Genomic DNA, 21,570 nt, shown 5'->3' on the forward strand with positions numbered 1-21,570 from the left:
AAAGGAGGCGTCCCTCATGGAGGCACAGGTAAAGCAGCTCAAGGAATGGATCGATCAGAGCGACAATATCGTTTTTTTCGGCGGCGCCGGCGTTTCAACGGAGAGCGGCATCCCGGATTTCCGCTCCGTAGACGGTCTTTATAATCAGCAGTACAAATACCCGCCCGAAACCATTTTGTCCCGCACGTTTTTTGACGCGAATCCGGAGGAGTTCTACCGCTTTTACCGAAATAAAATGCTGGCGCTGGACGCGGCGCCAAACGCCGCGCATTTAAAGCTGGCCGAATGGGAAAAGGCGGGCAAGCTTCGCGCCATCGTCACCCAAAACATAGACGGCCTGCACCAGAAGGCCGGATCCAAGGAAGTGCTGGAGCTGCACGGCTCGGTCCTGCGCAACTATTGCATGCGCTGCCGCAGGCCGTACGATGCGCGCGACATCGCCGCCGGCAAGGGCGTGCCGAAATGTACATGCGGCGGCATGATCAAGCCCGATGTCGTTCTGTATGAGGAAAGCTTGGATTCCTATACGATGAACAAAAGCTTGGAATATATCCGCCGCGCGGACATACTGATCATTGGCGGCACCTCGCTCGCGGTATACCCCGCCGCCGGACTGATCAATTACTACGGCGGTACCAAGCTGGTGCTCATCAATAAAACGCCGACGCCCGCCGACCGACGCGCCGATCTGGTGATCCACGGGCCGATCGGCGAGATCTTCTCGCAGCTGTGACCATCAGGGAAGTGCAGTGCGCCGCCGCGTGCCGCCGTTTAAAGCGAGACTTTCCCTACCGGTGGGATCTGAACCCTTATCGCGGCTGCGCGCACCGCTGCCAGTACTGCTTCGCGGTGTATTCGCACAAATATTTGGAATCCGCCTCGTTTTACGATGAGATATTCGTCAAGACCAACATCGTACAAAGGCTGGAATACCAGCTTTCCCGGCCCGACTGGCCGCGCGAGGTGGTCAATATCGGCGGCATCACGGACAGTTACCAGCCCGCCGAAGCAAAATACCGGCTAATGCCCGATATCCTTCGCTTACTGATCCGCTACCGCACGCCCTGTATCATCTCCACCAAGTCCGATCTCATCCTGCGCGATTTTGATCTGATCGACGAGCTTTCGCGAAAATCCTTCGTCATCATCGCTTCAACCATCACCACGGTGGACGAGGACCTGCGCCGCGTGCTGGAGCCGGGCGGCGCGTCCTCGGCGCGCCGTTTTGAAATGCTCCGCGCGTTTTCGCGAACAAAGGCCTGCACCGGCCTGCATATCATGCCCATCATCCCCTACCTAACCGATGGACGCGATAACCTCGAAGGGCTGGCCGCCGCCGGCAAAGCAGCCGGCGTGCAGTATGTGCAGGCGGCCACCCTGTACCTGCGCGGCGGCACGCGACAGGTGTTTTTCGATTTTATCCGCCGCGAACGGCCCGCGCTTGCCGAAAAGCTGCGCCTGCTGTACGCCCCCGGCGCCGACCGAAAAGCGTACAAGGATAGTCTGTATCAAATGTTTTCCGCCGTCAAGAAAAAACATGGACTGACGGACGACTATGCCGCGATCATGCGCGACCGGCTGCCGCGTGAAAGCGAGCAGCTTTCGCTTTTTTAGCGCGGTATGATTTTTCTTCCTCCCGGCCATACTAAGGGCACAGAAACGTAGAAGGAGGAAGAAAAATGATCGCAGATAAGATCGCGCTGATCCTCGCCATTATCGGCGGGCTGAACTGGGGGAGCATCGGCCTGTTCGGCTTTGACTTGGTAGCCGCCCTGTTCGGCGGCCCCGCCACCATCATGAGCCGCATCATCTACGGCTTGGTCGGTCTGGCCGCCGTTTGGTGCATTTCCCTGCTCTTCCGAGAAGACAGAGCGGAGCACCGCCACGCCTCCTAAAAGGCAAAGAAAAGAGCGTATCCGTCCTTTTTTCGGATACGCTCTTTTTTATTGGGATATGGCTTTAATCCGCCAGCGCCTGCTTGAGATCGGCTAGAATATCGCGGATATTTTCAATGCCGATGGACAGCCGGACCGTGCCGGGGCGGATGCCCTGCTCGGCCAGCTCGGCTTCGGTCAACTGGCCGTGGGTTGTGGTCGCCGGGTGAATGACAAGGCTTTTCGCATCCGCCACATTGGCGAGCAGCGAAAACAGCTGTAGCCGGTCGATGAACGCCTGCGCTTCCTTTGCGCCGCCCTTGATATCAAAGGTAAAGATCGATCCCGCGCCATGAGGGAAATACCGCTCATACAGCGCGCGGTACGGGCTGTCCGGCAACGAAGGATGATTGACGCGCGCAACCTTCGGATGATCCTTTAAAAATTCGACCACCGCGATCGCGTTCTCCACATGGCGCTCTACGCGGAGCGAAAGCGTTTCCAGCCCTTGCAGAAGCAGAAAGGCGTTGAACGGCGAGATTACCGCGCCCGTATCGCGCAACAGGATGGCGCGCAGATAAGTGACAAACGCCGCCGGACCGGCCGCGTCCGCAAACACCATGCCGTGGTAGCTCGGATTGGGCTCGCTGAGTGCGGGGAATTTGCCAGAGGCCTTCCAATCGAACGCGCCGCCCTCTACGATCACGCCGCCAAGCGAAGTGCCGTGCCCGCCGATGAATTTCGTCGCCGAGTGGATGACGATATCCGCGCCGTGCTCGATCGGGCGAAGCAGATAAGGCGTTGCAAAGGTCGAATCGACCACAAACGGCACGCCGTGCGCGTGTGCGACCGCCGCGACAGAATCCAGATCAACCAGATTGGAATTTGGGTTGCCCAGTGTTTCGCAGAATAAAAGCTTGGTATTCGGCCGGATCGCGGCGGCAAAATTCTCCGGTTCGTCCGGGTCGACAAAAGTAGTCTCGATGCCGTAAGCGGGCAGCGTTTGCGCCAGTAGGTTGTAGGTGCCGCCGTAAATCGTCTTCGCGGCGACGATATGCCCGCCGCCCGCGGCCAGACCCTGCAAGGCATACGCGACGGCCGCCGCACCGGAAGCGACCGCGAGCGCCGCCGCGCCGCCTTCCAGCGCAGCCATGCGCTTTTCAAACACGTCCTGCGTTGAATTATTCAGGCGGCCGTAAATATTGCCCGCGTCCGAAAGGTCGAACCGCGCCGCCGCGTGCGCGCAGTCGCGGAATACATAGGAAGTGGTTTGATAGATCGGCACCGCGCGCGCGTCGCTCGCGGGGTCGGGGCTCTCCTGCCCGATATGCAGCTGCTTGGTCTCAAACGCCCAGTTCTCGGTGTTCTGTATCTTTGCCATGATGATAAATCTCCTTTTTACTCGTTTTGCTTTCGTTTCCCTTGTAAAAAGCAGCTTCACATTCGCCCAAACCGAAAATTGGCGCGCAGCAGCTCTTCAAATAGATAATTCATGGTCGCGCCTCAATTCATATTATTTAAATAGGATTTATGGGAATTATACCGTACCTTGCCTTCCCTGTCAAGTTCTTTTCAAAAGAAAAGAAAAAAGGGGGCTGTAAAAAAACTGTTGCAAAATAGAAGAGTACCCAAATGTCATTCTGAACGAAGTGAAGAATCTCGCGCGAACGCGCGGAATTTACGCTGGGAACGCGCGTTCGCGCGAGATTCTTCGTCGCTTCGCTTCTCAGAATAACAAAATTGGTAGCATTCTTCGCTTTGCAACAGTTTTCTATTCATTTGTGAAAATTTATTCTACAGCCCCTTTTTTCGCACTCAATGCAGACTGTCCAACAGCTCGGTCAGGCTTGGGTTATAGCCGTTTTGGATGTAAAAATGGGCAAAGGCGTTGGCAAACGCCACACGGTCGCCGTCCTCCATGCCCATGACCGCGGCAAAGCACGAGGCGGCGTTAAAATTATCGCCCGCGCCGGTCGATATCTTCGGTTCTTCCACAAAATCCGTCGCAAGCCGGGTCACACCGCGCGCGGTCAGCAGCAGGCTGTCGCGCAGGGTGTGAACGAGCACCTCGTCGATCCCATACTTGCCACGCAGCGCGTTTGCGATATCCTCGATCTCCCCCGCGCTGTTCAGCACAGCGGCGGATACGGTGAGCGCTTCGTTTTCGTTCAGGCTTAAAACGGCGGTGCGTTTTTCGGCAAAGCCGCCAATCAGGCGCAGCACCGCGTCGATCTGCTCCGCCGTTTTGCGGGACACGTCGCACAAGTCGAAAAACGCGAACCTCGTTTTATCCGTAGAATCAAGCGTTTTTAGCGCGTGCCGCCATAGATTGTGTGAAAAGGATAGTTCGCTCCAGTTGACCAGCGCGATCAGATCGGCCCCTTCAAAAAGCGCGGGCGCGCGGCCGTCCGTTGCGTCCAGCACGGTTTGCCAAGGGTCGCCCGGCAGCGTGCAATCCGCCGCGAGCATGACCTTGCCGTCCTGAAACTCCATGCAGGTGGATTGCCCCGAGGGGGCGAACGGGTAAAGCGTGCACGGCATGCGGCGGAACGGCTCTTCCACCGCCCCGTCGCCCAGCATGCCGATGCAGCTCACATCCAGCCCCAGACCGCCCGCGCCGCGCGACAAAAACGGCAGGTTGCCGCCGAGCTGGCGCGCCTCCACTTTCAATTCGACCGAGCAGCTCTTTTCCGCCTTGCCGACCAAAAACTCGCCGAACTGTCGGATGGTATCGAACGGCTGCGCGGGCGTATCCGCCGTAGCGGCCTGCCGAAGCGGGCGCACGATCAGATCCGTAAACCCGTCAAACCCAACGGTAAGCTTTTTCCGCGCGATCTCGGCCCGCCGTTCTAGCAGGCCGTCAAAGCGGCTCACAGCCGGGCAGCGGCCGCTTCATCCACCACAACGTAGCAGTTCGGGTGGTTTTGCAGCACGCTGGCGGGCACACGGTTGGTCACCTCGCCGCGCACCGCTTTTTCGATGATCTCCGCCTTGTGCGCGCCGTTCGCGATTAGAATAACCTTTTTTGCCGCCATGATCTGGGCGATGCCCTGCGAGATGCCGTATTCCGGGTGGAACTTCTCGCCGAAATACTTGGTCATGACCCGCTTGGTCGTATCGGACAGCGGAATGATATGGGCGTTCAGTCCAAAATCAACGCCATCCTCGTTAAAGCCCAGATGCCCGTTCATGCCGATGCCGAGCACCGATACGTCCAGCGGACCATAGGAGGCGATATAAGCGTCGAGCTCCCGGCGCTCGGCTTCGATATCTTCCGCCTTGCCGTTGATGATATGCAGATCGAGAAACGGCTTTTGGAGACGGCTCAAAAACTCCGCGCGGTTGAACAGGCCGCAGGAGCCCTCGTCCTCATTCGACAGCCCCACCCACTCGTCCAGCGAAACATAGCGCGCCCGCGCGATATCGACCTCGCCCGCGTTGACCAGATCGGCGAAGGCGTGCACCATGCCGCGCGGCGTATCGCCGCCCGGAAAGCTGATGAGCGCCTGCGGGTTCTCGCGCACGCTGTCCGCGGCGAGCGCGGCGGCGCGCGCGCTCATTTCCTCGTAATCCTTGCAAACAATAATTTTCACCGAATATTCCTCCTCAGTCGATGATATGGATATCGCGCAGGTAATTCAGATTGCGTTTGGCCGAAGCGAAAGCCTGCGCCGTCGTGGCGCGCGGCATGTCGGATTCGACCACCGCGATGCCTGAAAAACCGATATCGTCCATCGCCTTCTTCACTTCTTTAAAATCGATGATGCCGTCCGGCAGGTCGCACATCACGTTAATATCGAACGCGGTATCCGAATCGATATGCTCCGCCATAACCTTTTTGTACACCGCGCCGTCCACCTGTTTGAAGTGCAGGTAGGCGATACGGCTGACAAAGCGGCGCATAAAATTGGGCGCCGACGGATCGCCGGGCTGGCCGTTACCGTTGTCATAGGCGTGATGGCCCGTATCAAAGCAGAGGTTCAGGCCGGTATAGTCCATCAGGCGGACGATCTCCTCCTCGTACTCGATCATGGTCTTGATATGCGGATGATAGACCACCTCGATGCCGAACTCGTTTTTGGTATACTCGCCCATGTCGCGGATCTTGCCCAAAAACGCGTTCCACACGGCGGCGTCCATATCCTTCTTCTTCTCGCTGTACAGGCCCACGTCGGATTCGTCCATCGTCACCAGATACTTGGCGCCCAGCGCGTTCAGGCGCTTGCACAGCGCTTCGACGCGCGGGCGGAAATCGGCAAATGACGCGCCCTGATCAAATTGATAACAGGCCGTGCCCGCGCATACCGCAAGGCCGCGCTTTTGCAGCTCTTCCCGCAGCTTTGCTTCATCGGTCGGCAGATAGCCGTCCGGGCCCAGCTCCAAAGCCTTATAGCCCGCCTCGGCCGCCTGATCGAGAAACACCTCATACGGCGTGCCCGAGGGCGTGCCGTCGGCGTACCAAACGCCCCAAGAGCAGGGCGCGGTCGCGATCTTTACATGACTCATATCCGTTTCTCCTTATCCCTTCTGCTCTTTCATCACGCGGATGATCTCGCGGAACAGCACGAGATCCGCCACGGCGTCCTCCAGATTGGTCTTGGGCTGCTTGCCGGTCTCGATGCATTCAGCCAACAGCTTCAGTTCGGTGTGGAACGCATCGTGGAAGTCGGGGCCGTAGGTGGTGGTCTTGGTATCGGCGTCGTTCGATTCGGTCACCTGCACCGCCGCCGGCTGATAGCGCAGATAGGGCGTTTCGTACTTGACCAGCACCTTGCGCGTCTTCTGGAACACCTCAATCGCGGCGTCAAACTGTACGATGTTCTGGTTGTTGACCAGCTCGTATGTACCGAGGAAACCGTCCTCGAACTCCATCACGATAACGACCTGCTCTCCGTTCGCGGCGGTCGTGACCGAATGGATCTTCTTCGGCACGCCGAACAGCTCGCGCACGGCGGCGAAGGAGTGGCAGCCAAGGCCGGTCATCATCTGATAGGTGATGCGCATCTCGTCGGTCGCGTCCGCGCCGATCGCGCGGTCCAGATGCTGGCGGCGGCGCGCGCCGCCCTCTTTTATGACCTCAGCGGGCACATCGCTCGGATAGAAGATCGGTCTCGTCTGACCGATAAAGAACGGCGCTTCAAGGATGATGTCGCGGAAGCGCAAATATTCGGTCTTCATGGGCTTTTCGGTCAATATCTCCTTGGCCTTTAGGTACGGCCCCGCATAGCGGCGCATGTATCCCACCATGACGATCTGATCCGGATACTGCTTCTTCAGTTCGATCAGCTCGTTCAGCTCGTCCAGACACAGCGTGACCGGCTTTTCCACAAACACGTGCTTGCCCGCCTTTAACGCGCGCGCGGCGTATTCGCCGTGGTACTGGTCGGGCGACAGAATGAGCACCGCGTCGATATCCGCTTTTTCGATCAGCTCGATCGCGTCCAGATAAGTATCCTTGATGTGGTATTTCTTCGCGATAAAATTAACCAGCGAGGGCGCGACGTCGGAAACCGCCGTCACCTCATATTGCTCGCACATATCCTGTAGGATCGGCAGGTGCATGCACTGAGAAACCTCGCCCAGACCGATAACGCCAATTTTAATCATGTTTCATTTCCTCCATTGTTGTTTTTACGAACGATCAGCCGCTTGATATCCGACCACGCGGCAAAGCTCATGACAAAGCTCGAAAGGCCAAACGGGATGAACAGCACGAGCGGCAGCGAAAGCGGAAACAGCCACAGGCTCAGGCCGAGCAGCACCGCGCCCACCGCGAGCGCGGGCAGGCTGTGCTGCAAGCAGGCGAGCGGCAGGATCAGCGCGTTTTTTACCATTGCCCGCGTGGGAAGCTCCATGGAAGAAGCCATTGGCCAAAGGTAGCCGAAGAACAATCCGCCGAACACCGCGCCCATCAGCACAGCGCCGAGCAGCAGCGGACTCTGCCGCACGGCAGGCGCGCCGCATACCAGCAGCAGCACGCCGATGCAAAACAGCTCCGCAAGGCCGAATCCGAGATTTCTCCCAAAATCCTGTTTGAACTGCCGCCGGAAATCAGCCCATACGTCGTTCGGCTTATCGCGCACCATGTTCATCGTGCAGCGGCTGAGCGCACACCGCGCAGCGCCAAAGGTAAAGAGCGGCAGCGCGCATGCCAGAAACAGCAGGTTTAGCTTCAGCACTTGCCAGAACTCGCGCCCGAGGATTTCAAAGAACAGGGCGAGACCCTCCTTGGGCTTCGCGTCCTTTTCAATGCCGGGTCCTTCCTTTAAGTAGCTTGGTCGGAACAGCGTCATGGCGTCTCCCCTCTTTCGCTTCGCGTGATCAGTTGCTGATCACCCGCTCGGTTTCTTTATCAAACAGGTGCATTTTGTTGCGGTCCACCGCAAGGCGCACGGTGTCGCCCGCACGGGCCTGCACACGGCTGGGCGCGCGCACGGTGAGCGGCACGCCGGCGGTATCGCCGTACAGATAGATCTCCGCGCCCATCAGCTCGGCCAGATCAACGTGCAGCTCGATCACGCTCTCCCTCGAAGCGTCAAGGAAGGCGGGCTCGGTGTGCAGGTCCTCGGGCCGTACGCCTAGCACGACCGGCTTGCCTTCGTAGGCGGTCAGATCGGCGCGGTCGGCCATGCCCTCGTGCAGCGGGATGGAATAGGGACCAAAATCGACACAATAGGCCCCGTCTTTCTTCGTCAGCGTCGCATCGATAAAGTTCATCTGCGGCGAACCGATGAAGCCCGCGACAAAAAGATTGCAGGGACTGTCGTACAGGTTCTGCGGCGTATCGACCTGCTGGATCACGCCGTCCTTCATCACGACGATGCGGTCGCCCATGGTCATGGCTTCGGTCTGATCATGGGTCACGTAGACAAACGTGGTCTCAAGCCGCTTGTGCAGCTTGGTGATCTCGGTGCGCATCTGGGTGCGCAGCTTCGCGTCCAGATTGGAAAGCGGCTCGTCGAGCAGGAAAACCGCGGGATCGCGCACCATGGCGCGGCCCAATGCGACGCGCTGCCGCTGGCCGCCCGAAAGCGCCTTGGGCTTGCGGTTGAGCAAATGCTCGATGTCGAGGATTTTGGCGGCCTCATGCACTTTTTTGTCGATCACTTCCTTGCTCTCTTTGCGGAGCGAAAGCGCGAACGCCATGTTTTTATACACCGTCATATGCGGATATAGCGCGTAGTTTTGGAATACCATCGCGATATCGCGATCCTTGGGCGCTACGTCGTTCACCACGCGGTCGCCGATCGAAAGCTCGCCGCCCGTGATTTCCTCCAGCCCCGCGATCATGCGCAGCGTCGTCGATTTGCCGCAGCCCGACGGGCCGACGAGAATGATAAATTCCTTATCCTTGATCTCGAGATTCAGGTTTTCAATGACCTTTACGTCACCGGGGTAGGTCTTATCGATATTTTTGAGCGTTATACTTGCCATCTTGCTTCTCCCTTTCTCATTCCTTCACGGAGCCGGCGGTCAGGCTGGATACGACCTGCTCCTGGAACACCGCGAACACGATTATGGACGGGATGACCGCGATCGTGACCGCGGCGAACATCGCCGTGTAGTTAAAGCTGAACTGCGCGGTGAAGTAGCTCAGCGACAGGGGCAGCGTGCGCGCGGACTGGCCGCTAGTCAGCACCAAGGCGAACGTAAATTCATTCCATGAATTGAGGAAAGCCAGAACGGCCGCCGAAGTAAGGCCGCCCTTTGCGCACGGCATCATGATCTGGAAGAAGGTGCGCACAAAGCCCGCGCCGTCCACATAGGCGGCTTCCTCCAGCGCCTTGGGGATCGATAGGAACGTGCCGCGCAGAATGAGCAGACTCATCGGCAGGTTGAGCGCGGTGTACACCAGTATCAGCCCCGCCTTGGTATCGTACAGGCCCAGCGTCTGCACGACGCTGTACACCGGATGCAGCAGCGCCGTCATCGGGATGACCATCGCGAGCGACAGGACGAAATACAGCACGTCCCTGCCCTTGAAGCGGCAGCGCGCGAACACGTAAGCCGCCATTGCGAGGAACAGCACGTTCATAGCGGTCGCCGCGACCGTGATGATCACGCTGTGTCCAAAGTAGCTGAGAATCGGTGAGATCGTCAGCGCGTCCTTATAGCCGACAAAGCTGAAGCTTTTGGGCAGCGCCACGCCGTTTGACAATATTTCGGCGTTTGTCTTGAATGAGGACATGATGACCCACACGATCGGGAACAGTGCGACGAACACGCACAGGGTGAGGAAAATGTGTTTAAGCACGCACAAAACGCGCTCTTTTGTATTCATTTGAGCAATTTTCACGTTTCGCCGCCTCCTTAATAATCCTCTTCGTTGACTTTGAGCGCCTTATTGATGACCGTCATCGCGACGATGCCGATCACAACGATAAACACGCCGATCGTGTTGGCGTAGCCATAGTTGTTTTCGCCCTTATACACGCCGTAGAGCAAAAGCGGCAGGTTGGTCGTCGCCTTGCCCGGGCCGCCGTTGGTCGTAATGTAGATCAGATCGAACATTTGCAGCATATAGGTCGCCGCCATGACCATGGTGGTGCCAATGATCTTTTTCAGCAGCGGCAGCACGACGAACACATCGGTCTGGAAGGGCGTCGCGCCGTCCACGCGGGCGGCCTCTAAAACAGATTCGTCAATGGAAAGCGCCTGCGCGAGTACCAGCGTTGTCGTGTAGCCCGCGAACAGCACCCAGATCAGCGTGACCGAGGGGAACGCCGTGGAGGAATCCATCAACCAGTTGTGCGTCAGGCTTTCCAGCCCGACCGCCTTGAGCACCGAATTGATCACGCCGAACTGCGGGTTGAAAATGTTCAGGAAGATCATGCCGATCGCGGCGTTCGAGATAATATTCGGCACCATGTACGCGGTACGGACAAATTTCCAGCCGCGCGGCTTTTTATAAAGGATCAGCGCGATAAACGTGCCCAGCGCCACGTGCACGATGCACTGTATGCCGATCCACACGACCGTATTGGTCAGCGCTTGGAAGAAATCCGGGTCGTGGAACAGGCGGATGTAGTTATCAAAGCCAATAAACGTCATACCCTGACCGGTCAGCCGGTAGTCGAACATCGAGGTGGCGAACACCATGATGAGCGGCACCGCATAGATCAGCAGGAACAGCACGACGGCGGGCAGCAGAAAGACGGGAATCCACCCTTTTTTAATTTTCACGTGCGTTTCATTCCTTTCCTGTCAGCAAAAGGGACCCGGCGGAGCATTTCCGCGGGGCCCCTTTGCCGTACCTTTTTCGGGGGTGAAGGTTTGTCTTACTGATTCTTCGCGGCTGCGTCGGTCAGCGCCTGACAGAAGCCGGCGGGATCGAGGTCGGTCGAATACAGGCGCGGCAGCTCTTGGCTGACTACGTCCAGCAGGTTGGAGAACATCGTCGCCTGCATGTTGTCGGTACGTACGGTCGCGTCAGCGGCCTGACCCAGAAATTCAACCAGCAACGGGTATTTGCTTTCGGCTTCCGCGGATACCTCTACGGTAGAGGAAGCGGGTACCATGCCCTGCATTTCAAGACCGAGCTGCTGTGCATGGGCGGAGGTGAAGAACTTGACCATCGCGATCGCGGCTTCCTCCACCTTGGGATCGTCCTGCTTGGTGACAAAGTAGCCTTGGATCGGCGCGTCGTATACGAAGCTGTCCGGATAGATTGCGGAGCCGACCTTTTCGGCAAAGTCCGCGGTGGTCTTGGTGGTATCGGAGAAATCGCCGATCATCCAAGGACCGTTCGCGATCATCGCGGCCTGACCGGAGAGGAAGTTGTTGGCCGCATGCTCATACTTGCCGCCGATCGCGTCAAGCGTGGTATAGTCCTTGAGCATCTTCTGCACCTTGCCCACAGCGTCTTCCATGGCGGGGAAATTGTAATCGGTCGGGTTCATGGTCTGCATGAACTTCAGGCCTTCGTCGCCCGAGGTAGCGACCATGGCGCCCCACCAAAGCTGCGTGACCCAAGCGGAATCCGCGGTGTCGAGCGCGAGCGGCGTAATGCCCGCGGCCTTGAGCGTGTCGCACTGCTGGAAGAACTCGTCCCAAGTCTTGGCGGGCTCCTTGATGCCGGCCTGCTCGAACAGTTCCTTGTTATAGAAGTAGCCTACGACCGAGCCTTCGACAGACGAAGCATAGATTTTGCCGTCGCGGCTGTTGGTGTTGAGCGCCGCCTCCGAATAAAGCGCCTTCCACTCGGGGTCGGCGTTGACCGCATCGGTCAGGTCGACGACCAGATCCTTGGCCAGCGCCAGATCAAGCAGGTTGTAGCCCGCGCCGTAAACCACCGGCGGCAGGTCGCCCGTGCCGAGCTGTACCTTAATCTTATCGACATAGTTTGCATCGCCCGGCACTTCTTCCAGCTTGATCTGGTACTTGCCGGCATATTCCGCGTTGAATTCCTCTACCAGCTTGGCCACCACGGTCGCCGCCGTGTTCACGCCGCACTGGAACGTCGGGTAATTGATGGTGACCACGCCGTCGCCACCGGCGGCGTTCGGTTCCGCCTCGCCCTGTTTGCCGTCCCCACCGCAGCCGGTGAGCAGGGTCGCCATGATTGCCGCTGCCGAAATGAGCGCTAGCATTCTCTTCTTCATGAATGGGTTCCTCCTTTTTTCTCTGGAGCGTCTTTTCATCCGCTCCCCCTTTGATGGATTTATTATATCGTTTAGCCGCGCACCATACAATTCATGCTGCGGCGCAAAACTGGGATTATTCCGCTCTGTTCCCTGCCCGCCTGCGCGCCGGCCGCGCCGGTATTTTTAAAAACAGACTTTTCTTGCACTGTTCCTAGTAAAATCTTGTCCCATCTGACCGGACGCGCGCCCTTGGCTATTCCCTTGGGCACGCAACTATGGTATAATAGCCGCAAAACGGCTATTATACTTTGATTAAATTAATTATACCACCAGCGGCGCATAAGTGTATTTTAACACTTCGAAAATGCTTGCCGCTGTGGTATAATGGCCGCGAACGGCCATTATACCACTTATTAAATGACTATAGCACCAGCGGCACATTAGTAAGAGCTGACCGCTATGTTTTCGCCCGCCGCTGAGGTACAGTAGGAGCCGCCACTACCGAAGGGAGACCGCCGCATGAAAGCGAAGAGAAAGAAACTGCCGCTTACGCTGATCGCCGTCGTACTGTGCTGCGCGCTCGTCGTGGTTCCGGTTTTATGCTCTATCATTTATTTTACCACATCGGTCTCCACGCGTCTGGAAAATACCGCGCGGGAAACCGTTACCTTCTACCTCGATCAGTTTGCCGACCACAGCAGCTCTATTCTTGACACGCTGCGCAACAGCATTTATTATCTGATGAGCGACGACCGCACGCAAAGCATCATGCGCCGCGAGGATATGCCCGATCAGCTGGAACGGCTCGCCGTGGAAGAGGGACTCAGCCGCGCGTTTTTTCTCGGCAATCAGCTCGATCCCAGCGTGGTCACCGGCATCTATTTAGTCAAAAACGGGCGTCAGTACCTGTCGCTGCTGCGCAGCGGCATTTTTCTGGGCACGGCCAACCGTATTTTGAACGTGTATGAGCAATGCGGCACGGAAAACTCCGCGCGCGACCTGTACACCCTGCCCGACCAGCCGGACTATTGCTATTTTATCGTCGACTTTCTCGATCTGGAAACCATGGTCCCGCTTGGCAAGGTGATTATCGAACTGAACGCGGCGCACTTGGTCGATACCTCTTATATCGATTCGATCTATCAGCAGGCCGCGGTGCTGCTCCGCTCGACGGACGGCCGCGTGCTCGCCGCGCCGGACAGCGAGGCGTTCTCTACCGCCGCGACGGACGCGGGCGAAGGTTATCTCGACGTCGAGGGCAAATCCTACTACCACGCCAGCCGCGTGCTCTCCCCCAGCCGCGTGCAAGTCGATATTTTTGTGCCCAAGAGCGAAATTTTTGAAACGACCAATGAGACGGTCAAGGTATACGTTTTCTTTACCGCCGTTGTGCTGGTCATCACACTGCTGCTCGGCGCGGGCGTGCTTTATCTGGTCTATAAGCCCGTGCGGCAGATGCTGCAAAAGATCGACCGCCTTGCGACCGGCGACCTGACCGCCCGCATGGAGGACACGCCCTACCGCGAAACCGAACGCATGGCGGAGACCTTTAACGACATGGCCGACCGTCTGGAAGAGCTGTTCGACGAGGTATACGAAAAGGGTCTTTTGCTGCGGGACGCGGAATTCAACCTATTGGAATCCCAAATCCGTCCCCACTTCATCTTTAATGTACTGGAACTGATCAACATGCGGTGTCTGGCCGCGGGCGAACCCGGCATCTGCCACACGGTATCCAACCTCGCCCAGCTGATGCGCGCCAACATCACGCACAAAAACAAACAGACCATCTCGCTGCAAGAGGAACTGCGCTACGTGCGCTATTATCTGGAATTGCAAAAGGAGCGTTTTGAGGACAAGCTGAACTACTCGATCGATCTGGAGGATCCCGACATGCTTGGCTATTACCTGCCCAAGCTGACCATTCAGCCGCTGGTCGAAAACAGCATTGTGCACGGGCTGGAAAACAAGCGGGGCGGCGGCACCGTGCGCGTCAGCATCTGGGAGGAGACCGAAGCGATGTGCATCCGCGTGTCGGACGACGGCATCGGTTTCGACCCGTCGCTCGTCAACCTCGATATATCCGAAAGCGCCGATGAAAGCACACGCCACAACCACGTGGCGCTCGGCAACATCAACCGCCGTATCCAACTGCTTTACGGGCGGCAATACGGCATGCAGGTGACCTCTTCCCCCGGCCGCGGAACCGATATCCTGCTCACGCTGCCGGTAGACCGCGGCCCCTCACCCGAAGAAAGGAGCGCCCCTGATGCTGAAAGTGATGATTGTTGACAATGAAGCCGCGATCCGCAAAGGACTGATCCACTGCATCCGCTGGGAATCGCTCGATTGCACGATCGCCGCGCAGGCGGAGGACGGCATCGACGCGATCGAACAGATCGCCCATATCGAGCCCGATATCGTCATCAGCGATATCCGCATGCCCGGCATGGACGGTTTGGAGCTGGCGCGGCGGCTCAGCGAAGAATACCCACGCATTCAGGTCATCATCCTGACCGGTTTTCCCGATTTTGAATACGCGCAGCGGGCGATCGAATACCGCGTGGTGGATTTTGTCTTAAAGCCGACCTCGGTCGAAAGCCTGACACAGGCGATCGAAAAGGCCAAGGCCCGCATTCTTCAGGAGCGATCCAGTCAAGAGCTTGAGCGGGCGCTCGCGAACCAATCCGAACAGACGCTGCGTTTGGAGCGCGGCATGCTGCTGCACGATCTGATCCATCGGGTCGATCTGTCCCATCTGTTCGCGCTGAACCGCATGGCGCAGCTCGGTCTCGATCTGACCAGCTACTATGTTCTGCGGCTGGATATCGCCCCCCTCGCCCCGGAGAAGGATGAATCCGATTTTCTCTCCTACCTGCGGCAATCGCAGGAGGTGCTGACCGAGTGTTTGGAAGAATACCCCGTCCACTTTGTGCCGCGCGGCGATCAAATGTGCTACGCGGTCGTATGCGCGCCGGAATCCGCCACGCTGGAAGCGCTCTGCGTCGAAACCGTCGATATCATCGGCAGTCTGCCCCGCTTTTCCCTGTCCATCGGCGTCAGCCTGCACTGCTGCGATCCCCTGATGATGGCGGACGCCGCCGAACAGGCCGAGCAAGCCGTCCAGTTCGCGCAGTACTCGCCGGAACGGCCTGTCATGTGTTTTGAGGATATGCCCGCCATCCCGCAGCAGGTGACGGAACGCACCTTTTCCGATTTGCGGCTGCTCAAGTCGGCGATTGAGAACAGGCAGCGCACGGTCGCGCTCGATATCCTGCGCCGCCTATTCGCCTACATGCGCGAAAACAAACTGCCCGTGGAAACGGTGCGCAACATTTGTGTTTACATCCATCAGTTCTGTATCAGTCTGCTTTTTTTGCCAGATACCGAGGGCTACCTTTCGGAAAGCAGCCTGCCCGCGCTGAAAAAGCTGATCGATGGCGGCTCCCCTGAAGCGCTTGAACAAAATATGCTGTCCTTCGTTCAGCAAATGCTCGATCTGACCGGCGGCGACACCGCGGACGCGGACGGACTGATCCGTTCGGTCAAGGCTTATATCGCGCAGCACTACGCCGAGGAGCTTTCCCTCGAAAGTCTGGCGGGTCAAGTGTATCTCAGCCCCAGCTACTTAAGCAAGCTTTTTAAGCGCGAGGTCGGCGAAAATTTGAGCACCTATGTGCAGAATGTACGCATTGAAGAAGCGAAAACGCTGCTGCTCACGACCGGACTGAAAACCTATGAAGTCGCGGAGCGCGTTGGCATTCCCGATCCGGTGTACTTTTCACGCATTTTCAAAAAGCTTACCGGCGTCAAGCCGAAGGACTTTCGCCAAGCGGAAAGCGAAAAGTCGTCCTCCACGGATCACGCCCCGTGAATGCTGACCGGAGCCGCGGCACCCGCAAAAAAGCGCCTTTCCCTCATAAACGGGAAAGGCGCTTTTTTTGCTTCTTAATATGCCAGTTTCTTGGCGAGGTAATGGGTCAGGTCGTCGATTTTAACGCGCTCCTGCTCCATGCTGTCGCGGTCGCGCACGGTCACGCAGTTATCCTCAGCGGTCTCAAAGTCGACCGTGATGCAGTATGGCGTGCCGATCTCGTCCTCGCGGCGGTAACGCTTGCCGATCGATCCGGCGTCGTCAAAGTCGACGTTCCACTTCTGGGCCAGCTTTTCCCAGACAGGCTGGGCCTGCTCGGACAGCTTCTTGGAAAGCGGCAGCACGGCGGCCTTAAACGGTGCGAGCGCCGGATGCAGGCGCAGCACGGTGCGGATATCGTCCTTGCCGTTCTTATCCTGACCGACGACCTCCTCGTCGTACGCTTCGCACAGGAACGCGAGAGCGACGCGGTCGGCGCCGAGCGAAGGCTCGATCACGTACGGGATATACTTCTCGTTCGCTTCCTGATCGAAGTATTCCATGGATACGCCCGAGGTGTTCTGGTGCTGGGTCAGGTCAAAGTCGGTACGGTCCGCAATACCCCACAGCTCGCCCCAGCCGAACGGGAACATAAACTCGATATCGGTGGTGGCGTTGGAGTAGTGGGAAAGCTCCTCCGGGTCGTGATCGCGCAGGCGCAGGTTCTCATCCTTCATGCCCAGCGAGAGCAGCCAGTTGTGGCAGTAATCCTTCCAGTACTTAAACCATTCAAGGTCGGTACCGGGCTTGCAGAAAAACTCCAGCTCCATCTGCTCGAACTCGCGGGTACGGAACGTGAAGTTGCCCGGGGGTGATCTCGTTGCGGAAAGACTTGCCCACCTGACCTACGCCGAACGGAATCTTTCTGCGCGTGGTGCGCTGAATGTTCTGGAAGTTGACGAAAATGCCCTGCGCGGTCTCTGGGCGCAGGTAGATTTCGTTCTTTGCGTTTTCGGTAACACCCTGAAAGGTTTTAAACATCAGGTTGAACTGGCGGATATCGGTAAAGTTATGGCCGCCGCAGTTCGGGCACGCGATCTGGTGCTCGTTGATGTATTCGAGCATTTTTTGGTTGGACCAGCCGGCCGGGTTTTCGCCGGTCGTATCTTCGATCAGTTGATCGGCGCGGTGGCGGGTCTTGCAGTCCTTGCAATCCATCAGCGGATCGGAAAAGCCGCCCACGTGACCCGAAGCGACCCAAGCAGTCGGGTTCATCAGGATAGCCGCGTCCAAACCGACGTTATACGGCGATTCCTGCACGAACTTCTTTCGCCATGCGGCCTTGACGTTGTTTTTAAACTCCACGCCAAGGGGGCCGTAGTCCCAAGTGTTTGCGAGGCCGCCGTAAATCTCGCTGCCCGCGTACACAAAACCGCGCCCCTTGCAAAGTGCGACGATCTTTTCCATGGTCTTTTCGCTGTTATTCATTATCATTCTCCTTTTGGCGCATCTGGCTGATACGCGCTTTTTTCGTCAAACTGAAAAAAATGCTTGACATAGACCTATTCTACCGATATAATTATTACTTGTCAAGGGACTACGGCAGACTTCCCCAAAAACTCCTTTGATTCACTTGAATATGGGCCTGTAGCTCAGTTGGGAGAGCGTTCGGTTCGCATCCGAGAGGTCGAGAGTTCGAATCTCTTCAGGTCCACCAAAAAAACTGCACTTTATCATCATGATAGAGTGCAGTTTTTTATTACTTAGCCATATACCATCCTTAAATATCGCAGCCTATTTTTCTGTATACAGCAAAAACAAAAGAACGATTCGTCTTTTTTATCTGCCGCATCTTTTTTCTTGCGGCGCACTTTTCGGTCCGCAAATGGTAATTGTTCATGGGAATACTCCCTACCGGTCGTGTTTCTACATAGGCTTACAGCCTTAACCAAATACAATACAATAAGGGCGGCACCCGATGAAGTGCCGCCCTTATTGTTTAGCACTACTTTAAAGCAGCGCTAAATAAAGGAGAAGAGAGGAAGAAAACTATTTAAGAAATGCTGCCGCGTCTGCTGCGATACTCTCAGCGTCCAAACGATAATGATGCAGCAGTTCTTCCGGCTGGCCGGATTGTCCGAAGGTATCCTGTAAACCCAGCTTTTTCAGACGGCAGCCACCGTGTTCACATAGCACCGCCGCTACCGCATCACCTAAGCCTCCTATGACTGAATGTTCTTCCAGCGTCAAGATACGTTCATATCTCGCGGTGCAGGCATGCACGACCGCAACGTCTATCGGCTTGATCGTGTGCACATTGTATACGGCAATGTCGATTCCTTGCGTCAAAAGGATTTCCGCCGCGTCCAACGCGCGCTCCACCATGATACCGCAGGTAAAAATCGCGCTGTCTCGGCCTTGTCTCAGGCAATTTATTTTCCCTATGGTAAAGGGTTGATCCGGCAGCACTCTGGAAGGCATACGGCTCAGCCGCAGATAGGCGGGCCCGTCCATTTGCAAAACGGCGCGAAGTGCTTTTTCCGTTTCCCGTGCATCGGCAGGGCATAAAACAGTCATATTCGGCAGCGATCGCATCAAAGCCAAATCTTCTACAGACTGGTGACTGCCGCCGTCCGGCCCAACGCTAATGCCCGCATGCGTCATGGCTAACTTCACGTTAGCTTTTGGATAGCAGACAGCGTTGCGAATCTGTTCAAAATTACGGCCGGTTCCAAACACTGCAAACGTGGAAACAACGGGCACATACCCCATAGACGACAGGCCGGCGGCCACATCGGTCATGTTAGCTTCCGCAATACCAACGTTAAAAAAACGTTCAGGAAAGGCTTTTGCAAAATGCTTGGTCATAGTCGCGTGCGCAAGGTCGGCGTCGAGCACGACGAGCCTAGGGTTTTCCGCACCCAGTCGGACAAGCGTCTCGCCATAGGCCGCCCGGGTCGCAATCAGCTCCGCCATTCTTACGCCCCCTTTTGCAGTTCGGCCAATGCCGCAGCAAGCTGTTTTTCGTTTGGTACCACGCCGTGTGAACCCACTTGATTTTCATAGAAGGACACCCCCTTGCCCTTCACCGTATGCGCCAGTAAGCATCTCGGCTTACCGAAACCGCTTCCATGCAGCGCATGCACAATCGCATCCAGATCATGCCCATCCACATCATATACGGTAAACCCAAACGCGCGATATTTTGCAGCCAGATCGCCAAGGCTCATGACTTCGTCATTTGCACCGTCAATTTGCAAGCCGTTCCAGTCAACCAGCACAGTGAGGTTGTCCAAATGGTAGTGCGCGGCAGCCATCGCGGCCTCCCAGCAAAGACCCTCTTGCTGCTCGCCATCCCCTGTCAGCGTAAACACATGAGCCGGACTGCCCGATCGTTTGGCTCCTAACGCCATACCGACCGCGATGGAAAAGCCCTGCCCCAGCGAACCGGTAGACATATCGATGCCGGGCAGCTTGTTTTTGTCCGGATGTCCCTGTAAACGGCTGCCCAAACGGCGCAGCGTTTGCATATCTTCCTTTGGGAAATACCCCATCTCTGCCAGTACCGCATAGAGGGCGGGCGCGGCGTGTCCCTTGGACAATACGAAGCGATCGCGGTCTGGGGCGGTGGGATGTCTTGGGTCGACCCGCATAATTTCTCCATAAAGCGCCGTCAGCAACTCGATGCATGAAAGCGAACCTCCCGCATGACCTGAGCCCGCCGCGTGTAGCATGGTCAGTACATTGCATCTCAACCGGGCACAGGTTTGCGCTGAAACTTCCATAGGTCACCCGATTCCTTTCGTATCAAAAATACGCTTTAGCGCAATAGTTTTGGTGTTGCACATTTCGGCGAGCGTATAGGATACGCCTTCGTGCCCGCCAATGCCGGTCATTTTGCGGCCGCCGAATGCTTGATGGTTGTGGCGGTAGTTCGAGCTACCGTTGATGATGCACGCTCCCGCTTCCATCCGTCTGGCGACATACAGCGCCTTCTTAATATCATTCGTCATGACCGCGCTTTGCAGACCATAAGGGATGTCATTGGCGATTGCAAGCGCTTCATCGATTGTGTCAAAGCCGATGACCGGGAACACTGGTCCAAAAATTTCCATATCGTGCGCCACATCCATATCAGTGGTCACCGCGTCCAGCAGCGTAGGCTCAATGTAGGTGTGCTTGTAGCGATGCCCTCCGCACACACAGAACGCACCCTGTTCGATTGTCTTTTGAATTTGCTGTTCCACCTCGATCGCGGCCTTTTTGCTGATAACCGGTCCCATGTCGGTATCATAATCGTACAAATCGCCGGTTTTCACCTGCTCAAGCGCGGTTTTTAGCTTCTCGACAAACTGCGGACGAATGGTGTTCTGCACGATATAACGCTTGCTCGCACAGCAGGTTTGACCTGCGTTGCCTATCCGCCCGGCAACGGTCTCCTGAATAGCAAGGTCGAGATCACAATCGTCGAAAACAATGAGCGGATCATTGCCTCCCAACTCCATATGGCAGTGGTGCAAATGCTTGGCGCAGTTGGTCATGATCTGTTTGCCCGCCTGACAGCTGCCGGTTACGCTGACCGCATCTATGTCCGGGTGATCAGTCAGCCAGTTTCCGACTGTTCCTCCGCCGCCCGTCACGATCTGAATCGCGTTCGGTAGAACGCCGGCCTTCAGCAGCAGCTCGGTAATGTAGATGTTGGCCAGCGGGGTGTCCGATGCAGGCTTGACAATCACTGCGTTGCCCATCAGCAGCGCAGGTATGGCCTTGAAGCAATAAAGGTTGGTCGGGTAATTGAACGGTACGATGCACGCCACCACGCCAAGCGGCTCATAAAGGGTCAGGATCAAATCGTCCTTTGTCCCCTCTTCGCATTCACTGGGGATCATATCGCCCGAAAAGTTGCGAGCTTTCTCCGCAAACGCACGGCATATATATGCGCTCACGTGAATATCCTCCTCAGCCATGCGGATGGGCTTTCCATTTTCCGTGCACTCAAATTCTACTAACCGTTGGAAATGCTCCGGCTGCTCCAGTAGATCCGCAAAGCGGTAAACCGTTTGAATTCGTTCATATAGCGGCACAGCCGCCCACTCTTTTGCACCCAACCGTGCGTATGCCACCGCGCGGTCGACATCTGTTTTGGCAGCGGACGGCACGCTGTCGATCACCTGCATCGTCGCGGGTGCGATAACATCAAACGTTTTTCCGTCCGCCGAATCGGCTTTTCGACCGCCGATTATCATTTGCATAGGGTCGT

Annotated in this window: 18 protein-coding genes, 1 tRNA gene and 1 pseudogene; 6 read left to right on the forward strand and 14 right to left on the reverse strand. The window is 56.9% G+C overall.

The annotated features are described in order from the left end of the window. Positions 1–16 precede the first annotated feature (16 nt). The 3 genes from RWV98_RS11265 (at position 17) to RWV98_RS11275 (ending at position 1,895) form a co-directional block, all read left to right on the forward strand. Entirely contained in the window at positions 17–733 is a 717-nt protein-coding gene (locus tag RWV98_RS11265) for an NAD-dependent protein deacylase (RefSeq protein WP_317860791.1), read from the forward strand. Beyond that, complete coding sequence (locus RWV98_RS11270; RefSeq protein WP_317860792.1) at positions 730–1,614, forward strand: SPL family radical SAM protein; 885 nt, start codon at positions 730–732, stop codon at positions 1,612–1,614. The genes RWV98_RS11265 and RWV98_RS11270 overlap by 4 nt, the downstream gene beginning before the upstream one ends. 65 nt (positions 1,615–1,679) lie before the next feature. Beyond that, positions 1,680–1,895 carry a DUF378 domain-containing protein gene (locus RWV98_RS11275; RefSeq protein ID WP_280960657.1) on the forward strand — a complete coding sequence of 72 codons (216 nt, stop codon included), beginning with the start codon at positions 1,680–1,682 and terminating at the stop codon, positions 1,893–1,895. Between the two features lie 64 nt (positions 1,896–1,959). Here RWV98_RS11275 and RWV98_RS11280 read toward each other — a convergent pair whose 3' ends face one another. The 10 genes from RWV98_RS11280 to RWV98_RS11325 form a co-directional block, all read right to left on the reverse strand. Continuing rightward, complete coding sequence (locus RWV98_RS11280; protein WP_317860794.1) at positions 1,960–3,255, reverse strand: O-acetylhomoserine aminocarboxypropyltransferase/cysteine synthase family protein; 1,296 nt, start codon at positions 3,253–3,255, stop codon at positions 1,960–1,962. A gap of 434 nt (positions 3,256–3,689) precedes the next feature. After that, positions 3,690–4,748 (reverse strand): PfkB family carbohydrate kinase, encoded by a 1,059-nt coding sequence (locus RWV98_RS11285; RefSeq protein WP_317860796.1) that lies wholly within the window; start codon positions 4,746–4,748, stop codon positions 3,690–3,692. Then, positions 4,745–5,467 carry a glucosamine-6-phosphate deaminase gene (locus RWV98_RS11290; protein WP_317860798.1) on the reverse strand — a complete coding sequence of 241 codons (723 nt, stop codon included), beginning with the start codon at positions 5,465–5,467 and terminating at the stop codon, positions 4,745–4,747. The genes RWV98_RS11285 and RWV98_RS11290 overlap by 4 nt, the downstream gene beginning before the upstream one ends. Positions 5,468–5,480: 13 nt before the next feature. Beyond that, the gene (locus RWV98_RS11295; protein WP_317860800.1) at positions 5,481–6,380 is read right to left on the reverse strand and encodes a sugar phosphate isomerase/epimerase family protein; all 900 of its coding nucleotides are present in this window, start codon (positions 6,378–6,380) and stop codon (positions 5,481–5,483) included. A 12-nt stretch (positions 6,381–6,392) separates the two neighbouring features. Continuing rightward, positions 6,393–7,481, reverse strand: coding sequence for a Gfo/Idh/MocA family protein (locus RWV98_RS11300; RefSeq protein ID WP_317860802.1), 1,089 nt, complete (start codon positions 7,479–7,481; stop codon positions 6,393–6,395). Beyond that, positions 7,478–8,167 carry a YesL family protein gene (locus RWV98_RS11305; protein WP_317860804.1) on the reverse strand — a complete coding sequence of 230 codons (690 nt, stop codon included), beginning with the start codon at positions 8,165–8,167 and terminating at the stop codon, positions 7,478–7,480. Before RWV98_RS11305 ends, RWV98_RS11300 begins: the two co-directional genes overlap by 4 nt. A gap of 28 nt (positions 8,168–8,195) precedes the next feature. Next, positions 8,196–9,308: an ABC transporter ATP-binding protein gene (locus tag RWV98_RS11310; protein WP_317860806.1), complete on the reverse strand. Its 1,113-nt coding sequence runs from the start codon at positions 9,306–9,308 to the stop codon at positions 8,196–8,198. Between the two features lie 16 nt (positions 9,309–9,324). Beyond that, positions 9,325–10,170: a carbohydrate ABC transporter permease gene (locus RWV98_RS11315; RefSeq protein WP_317860808.1), complete on the reverse strand. Its 846-nt coding sequence runs from the start codon at positions 10,168–10,170 to the stop codon at positions 9,325–9,327. A 14-nt stretch (positions 10,171–10,184) separates the two neighbouring features. After that, positions 10,185–11,057 (reverse strand): carbohydrate ABC transporter permease, encoded by an 873-nt coding sequence (locus tag RWV98_RS11320; RefSeq protein WP_280960666.1) that lies wholly within the window; start codon positions 11,055–11,057, stop codon positions 10,185–10,187. A 95-nt stretch (positions 11,058–11,152) separates the two neighbouring features. Then, positions 11,153–12,475, reverse strand: coding sequence for an ABC transporter substrate-binding protein (locus RWV98_RS11325; RefSeq protein WP_317860810.1), 1,323 nt, complete (start codon positions 12,473–12,475; stop codon positions 11,153–11,155). A 501-nt stretch (positions 12,476–12,976) separates the two neighbouring features. On the opposite strand from RWV98_RS11325, the gene RWV98_RS11330 reads away from it, so the two are divergent. Further along, positions 12,977–14,749 (forward strand): sensor histidine kinase, encoded by a 1,773-nt coding sequence (locus RWV98_RS11330; RefSeq protein WP_280960668.1) that lies wholly within the window; start codon positions 12,977–12,979, stop codon positions 14,747–14,749. Next, complete coding sequence (locus RWV98_RS11335) at positions 14,727–16,331, forward strand: response regulator (RefSeq protein WP_280960669.1); 1,605 nt, start codon at positions 14,727–14,729, stop codon at positions 16,329–16,331. Before RWV98_RS11330 ends, RWV98_RS11335 begins: the two co-directional genes overlap by 23 nt. A gap of 74 nt (positions 16,332–16,405) precedes the next feature. Here RWV98_RS11335 and RWV98_RS11340 read toward each other — a convergent pair. Beyond that, positions 16,406–17,798, reverse strand: a pseudogene (locus RWV98_RS11340) (glycine--tRNA ligase). A 153-nt stretch (positions 17,799–17,951) separates the two neighbouring features. On the opposite strand from RWV98_RS11340, the gene RWV98_RS11345 reads away from it, so the two are divergent. Beyond that, a tRNA-Ala gene (locus tag RWV98_RS11345) sits at positions 17,952–18,027 on the forward strand. Positions 18,028–18,359: 332 nt separating this feature from the next. On the opposite strand, the gene RWV98_RS11350 is transcribed toward RWV98_RS11345, so the two are convergent. The 3 genes from RWV98_RS11350 to RWV98_RS11360 are packed head-to-tail and all read right to left on the reverse strand — an operon-like array spanning position 18,360 to position 21,562. Continuing rightward, positions 18,360–19,286 carry a transketolase family protein gene (locus RWV98_RS11350; RefSeq protein ID WP_317860812.1) on the reverse strand — a complete coding sequence of 309 codons (927 nt, stop codon included), beginning with the start codon at positions 19,284–19,286 and terminating at the stop codon, positions 18,360–18,362. A gap of 2 nt (positions 19,287–19,288) precedes the next feature. Next, positions 19,289–20,095, reverse strand: a complete 807-nt coding sequence (locus RWV98_RS11355; RefSeq protein WP_317860814.1) for a transketolase — start codon at positions 20,093–20,095, stop codon at positions 19,289–19,291. A gap of 3 nt (positions 20,096–20,098) precedes the next feature. Continuing rightward, the gene (locus RWV98_RS11360; protein WP_317860816.1) at positions 20,099–21,562 is read right to left on the reverse strand and encodes an aldehyde dehydrogenase family protein; all 1,464 of its coding nucleotides are present in this window, start codon (positions 21,560–21,562) and stop codon (positions 20,099–20,101) included. Positions 21,563–21,570: the final 8 nt, after the last annotated feature.

Origin of the sequence: Agathobaculum sp. NTUH-O15-33 (genome assembly GCF_033193315.1) — a bacterium.
Taxonomy (GTDB): Bacteria; Bacillota; Clostridia; order Oscillospirales; family Butyricicoccaceae; genus Agathobaculum; species Agathobaculum faecihominis_A.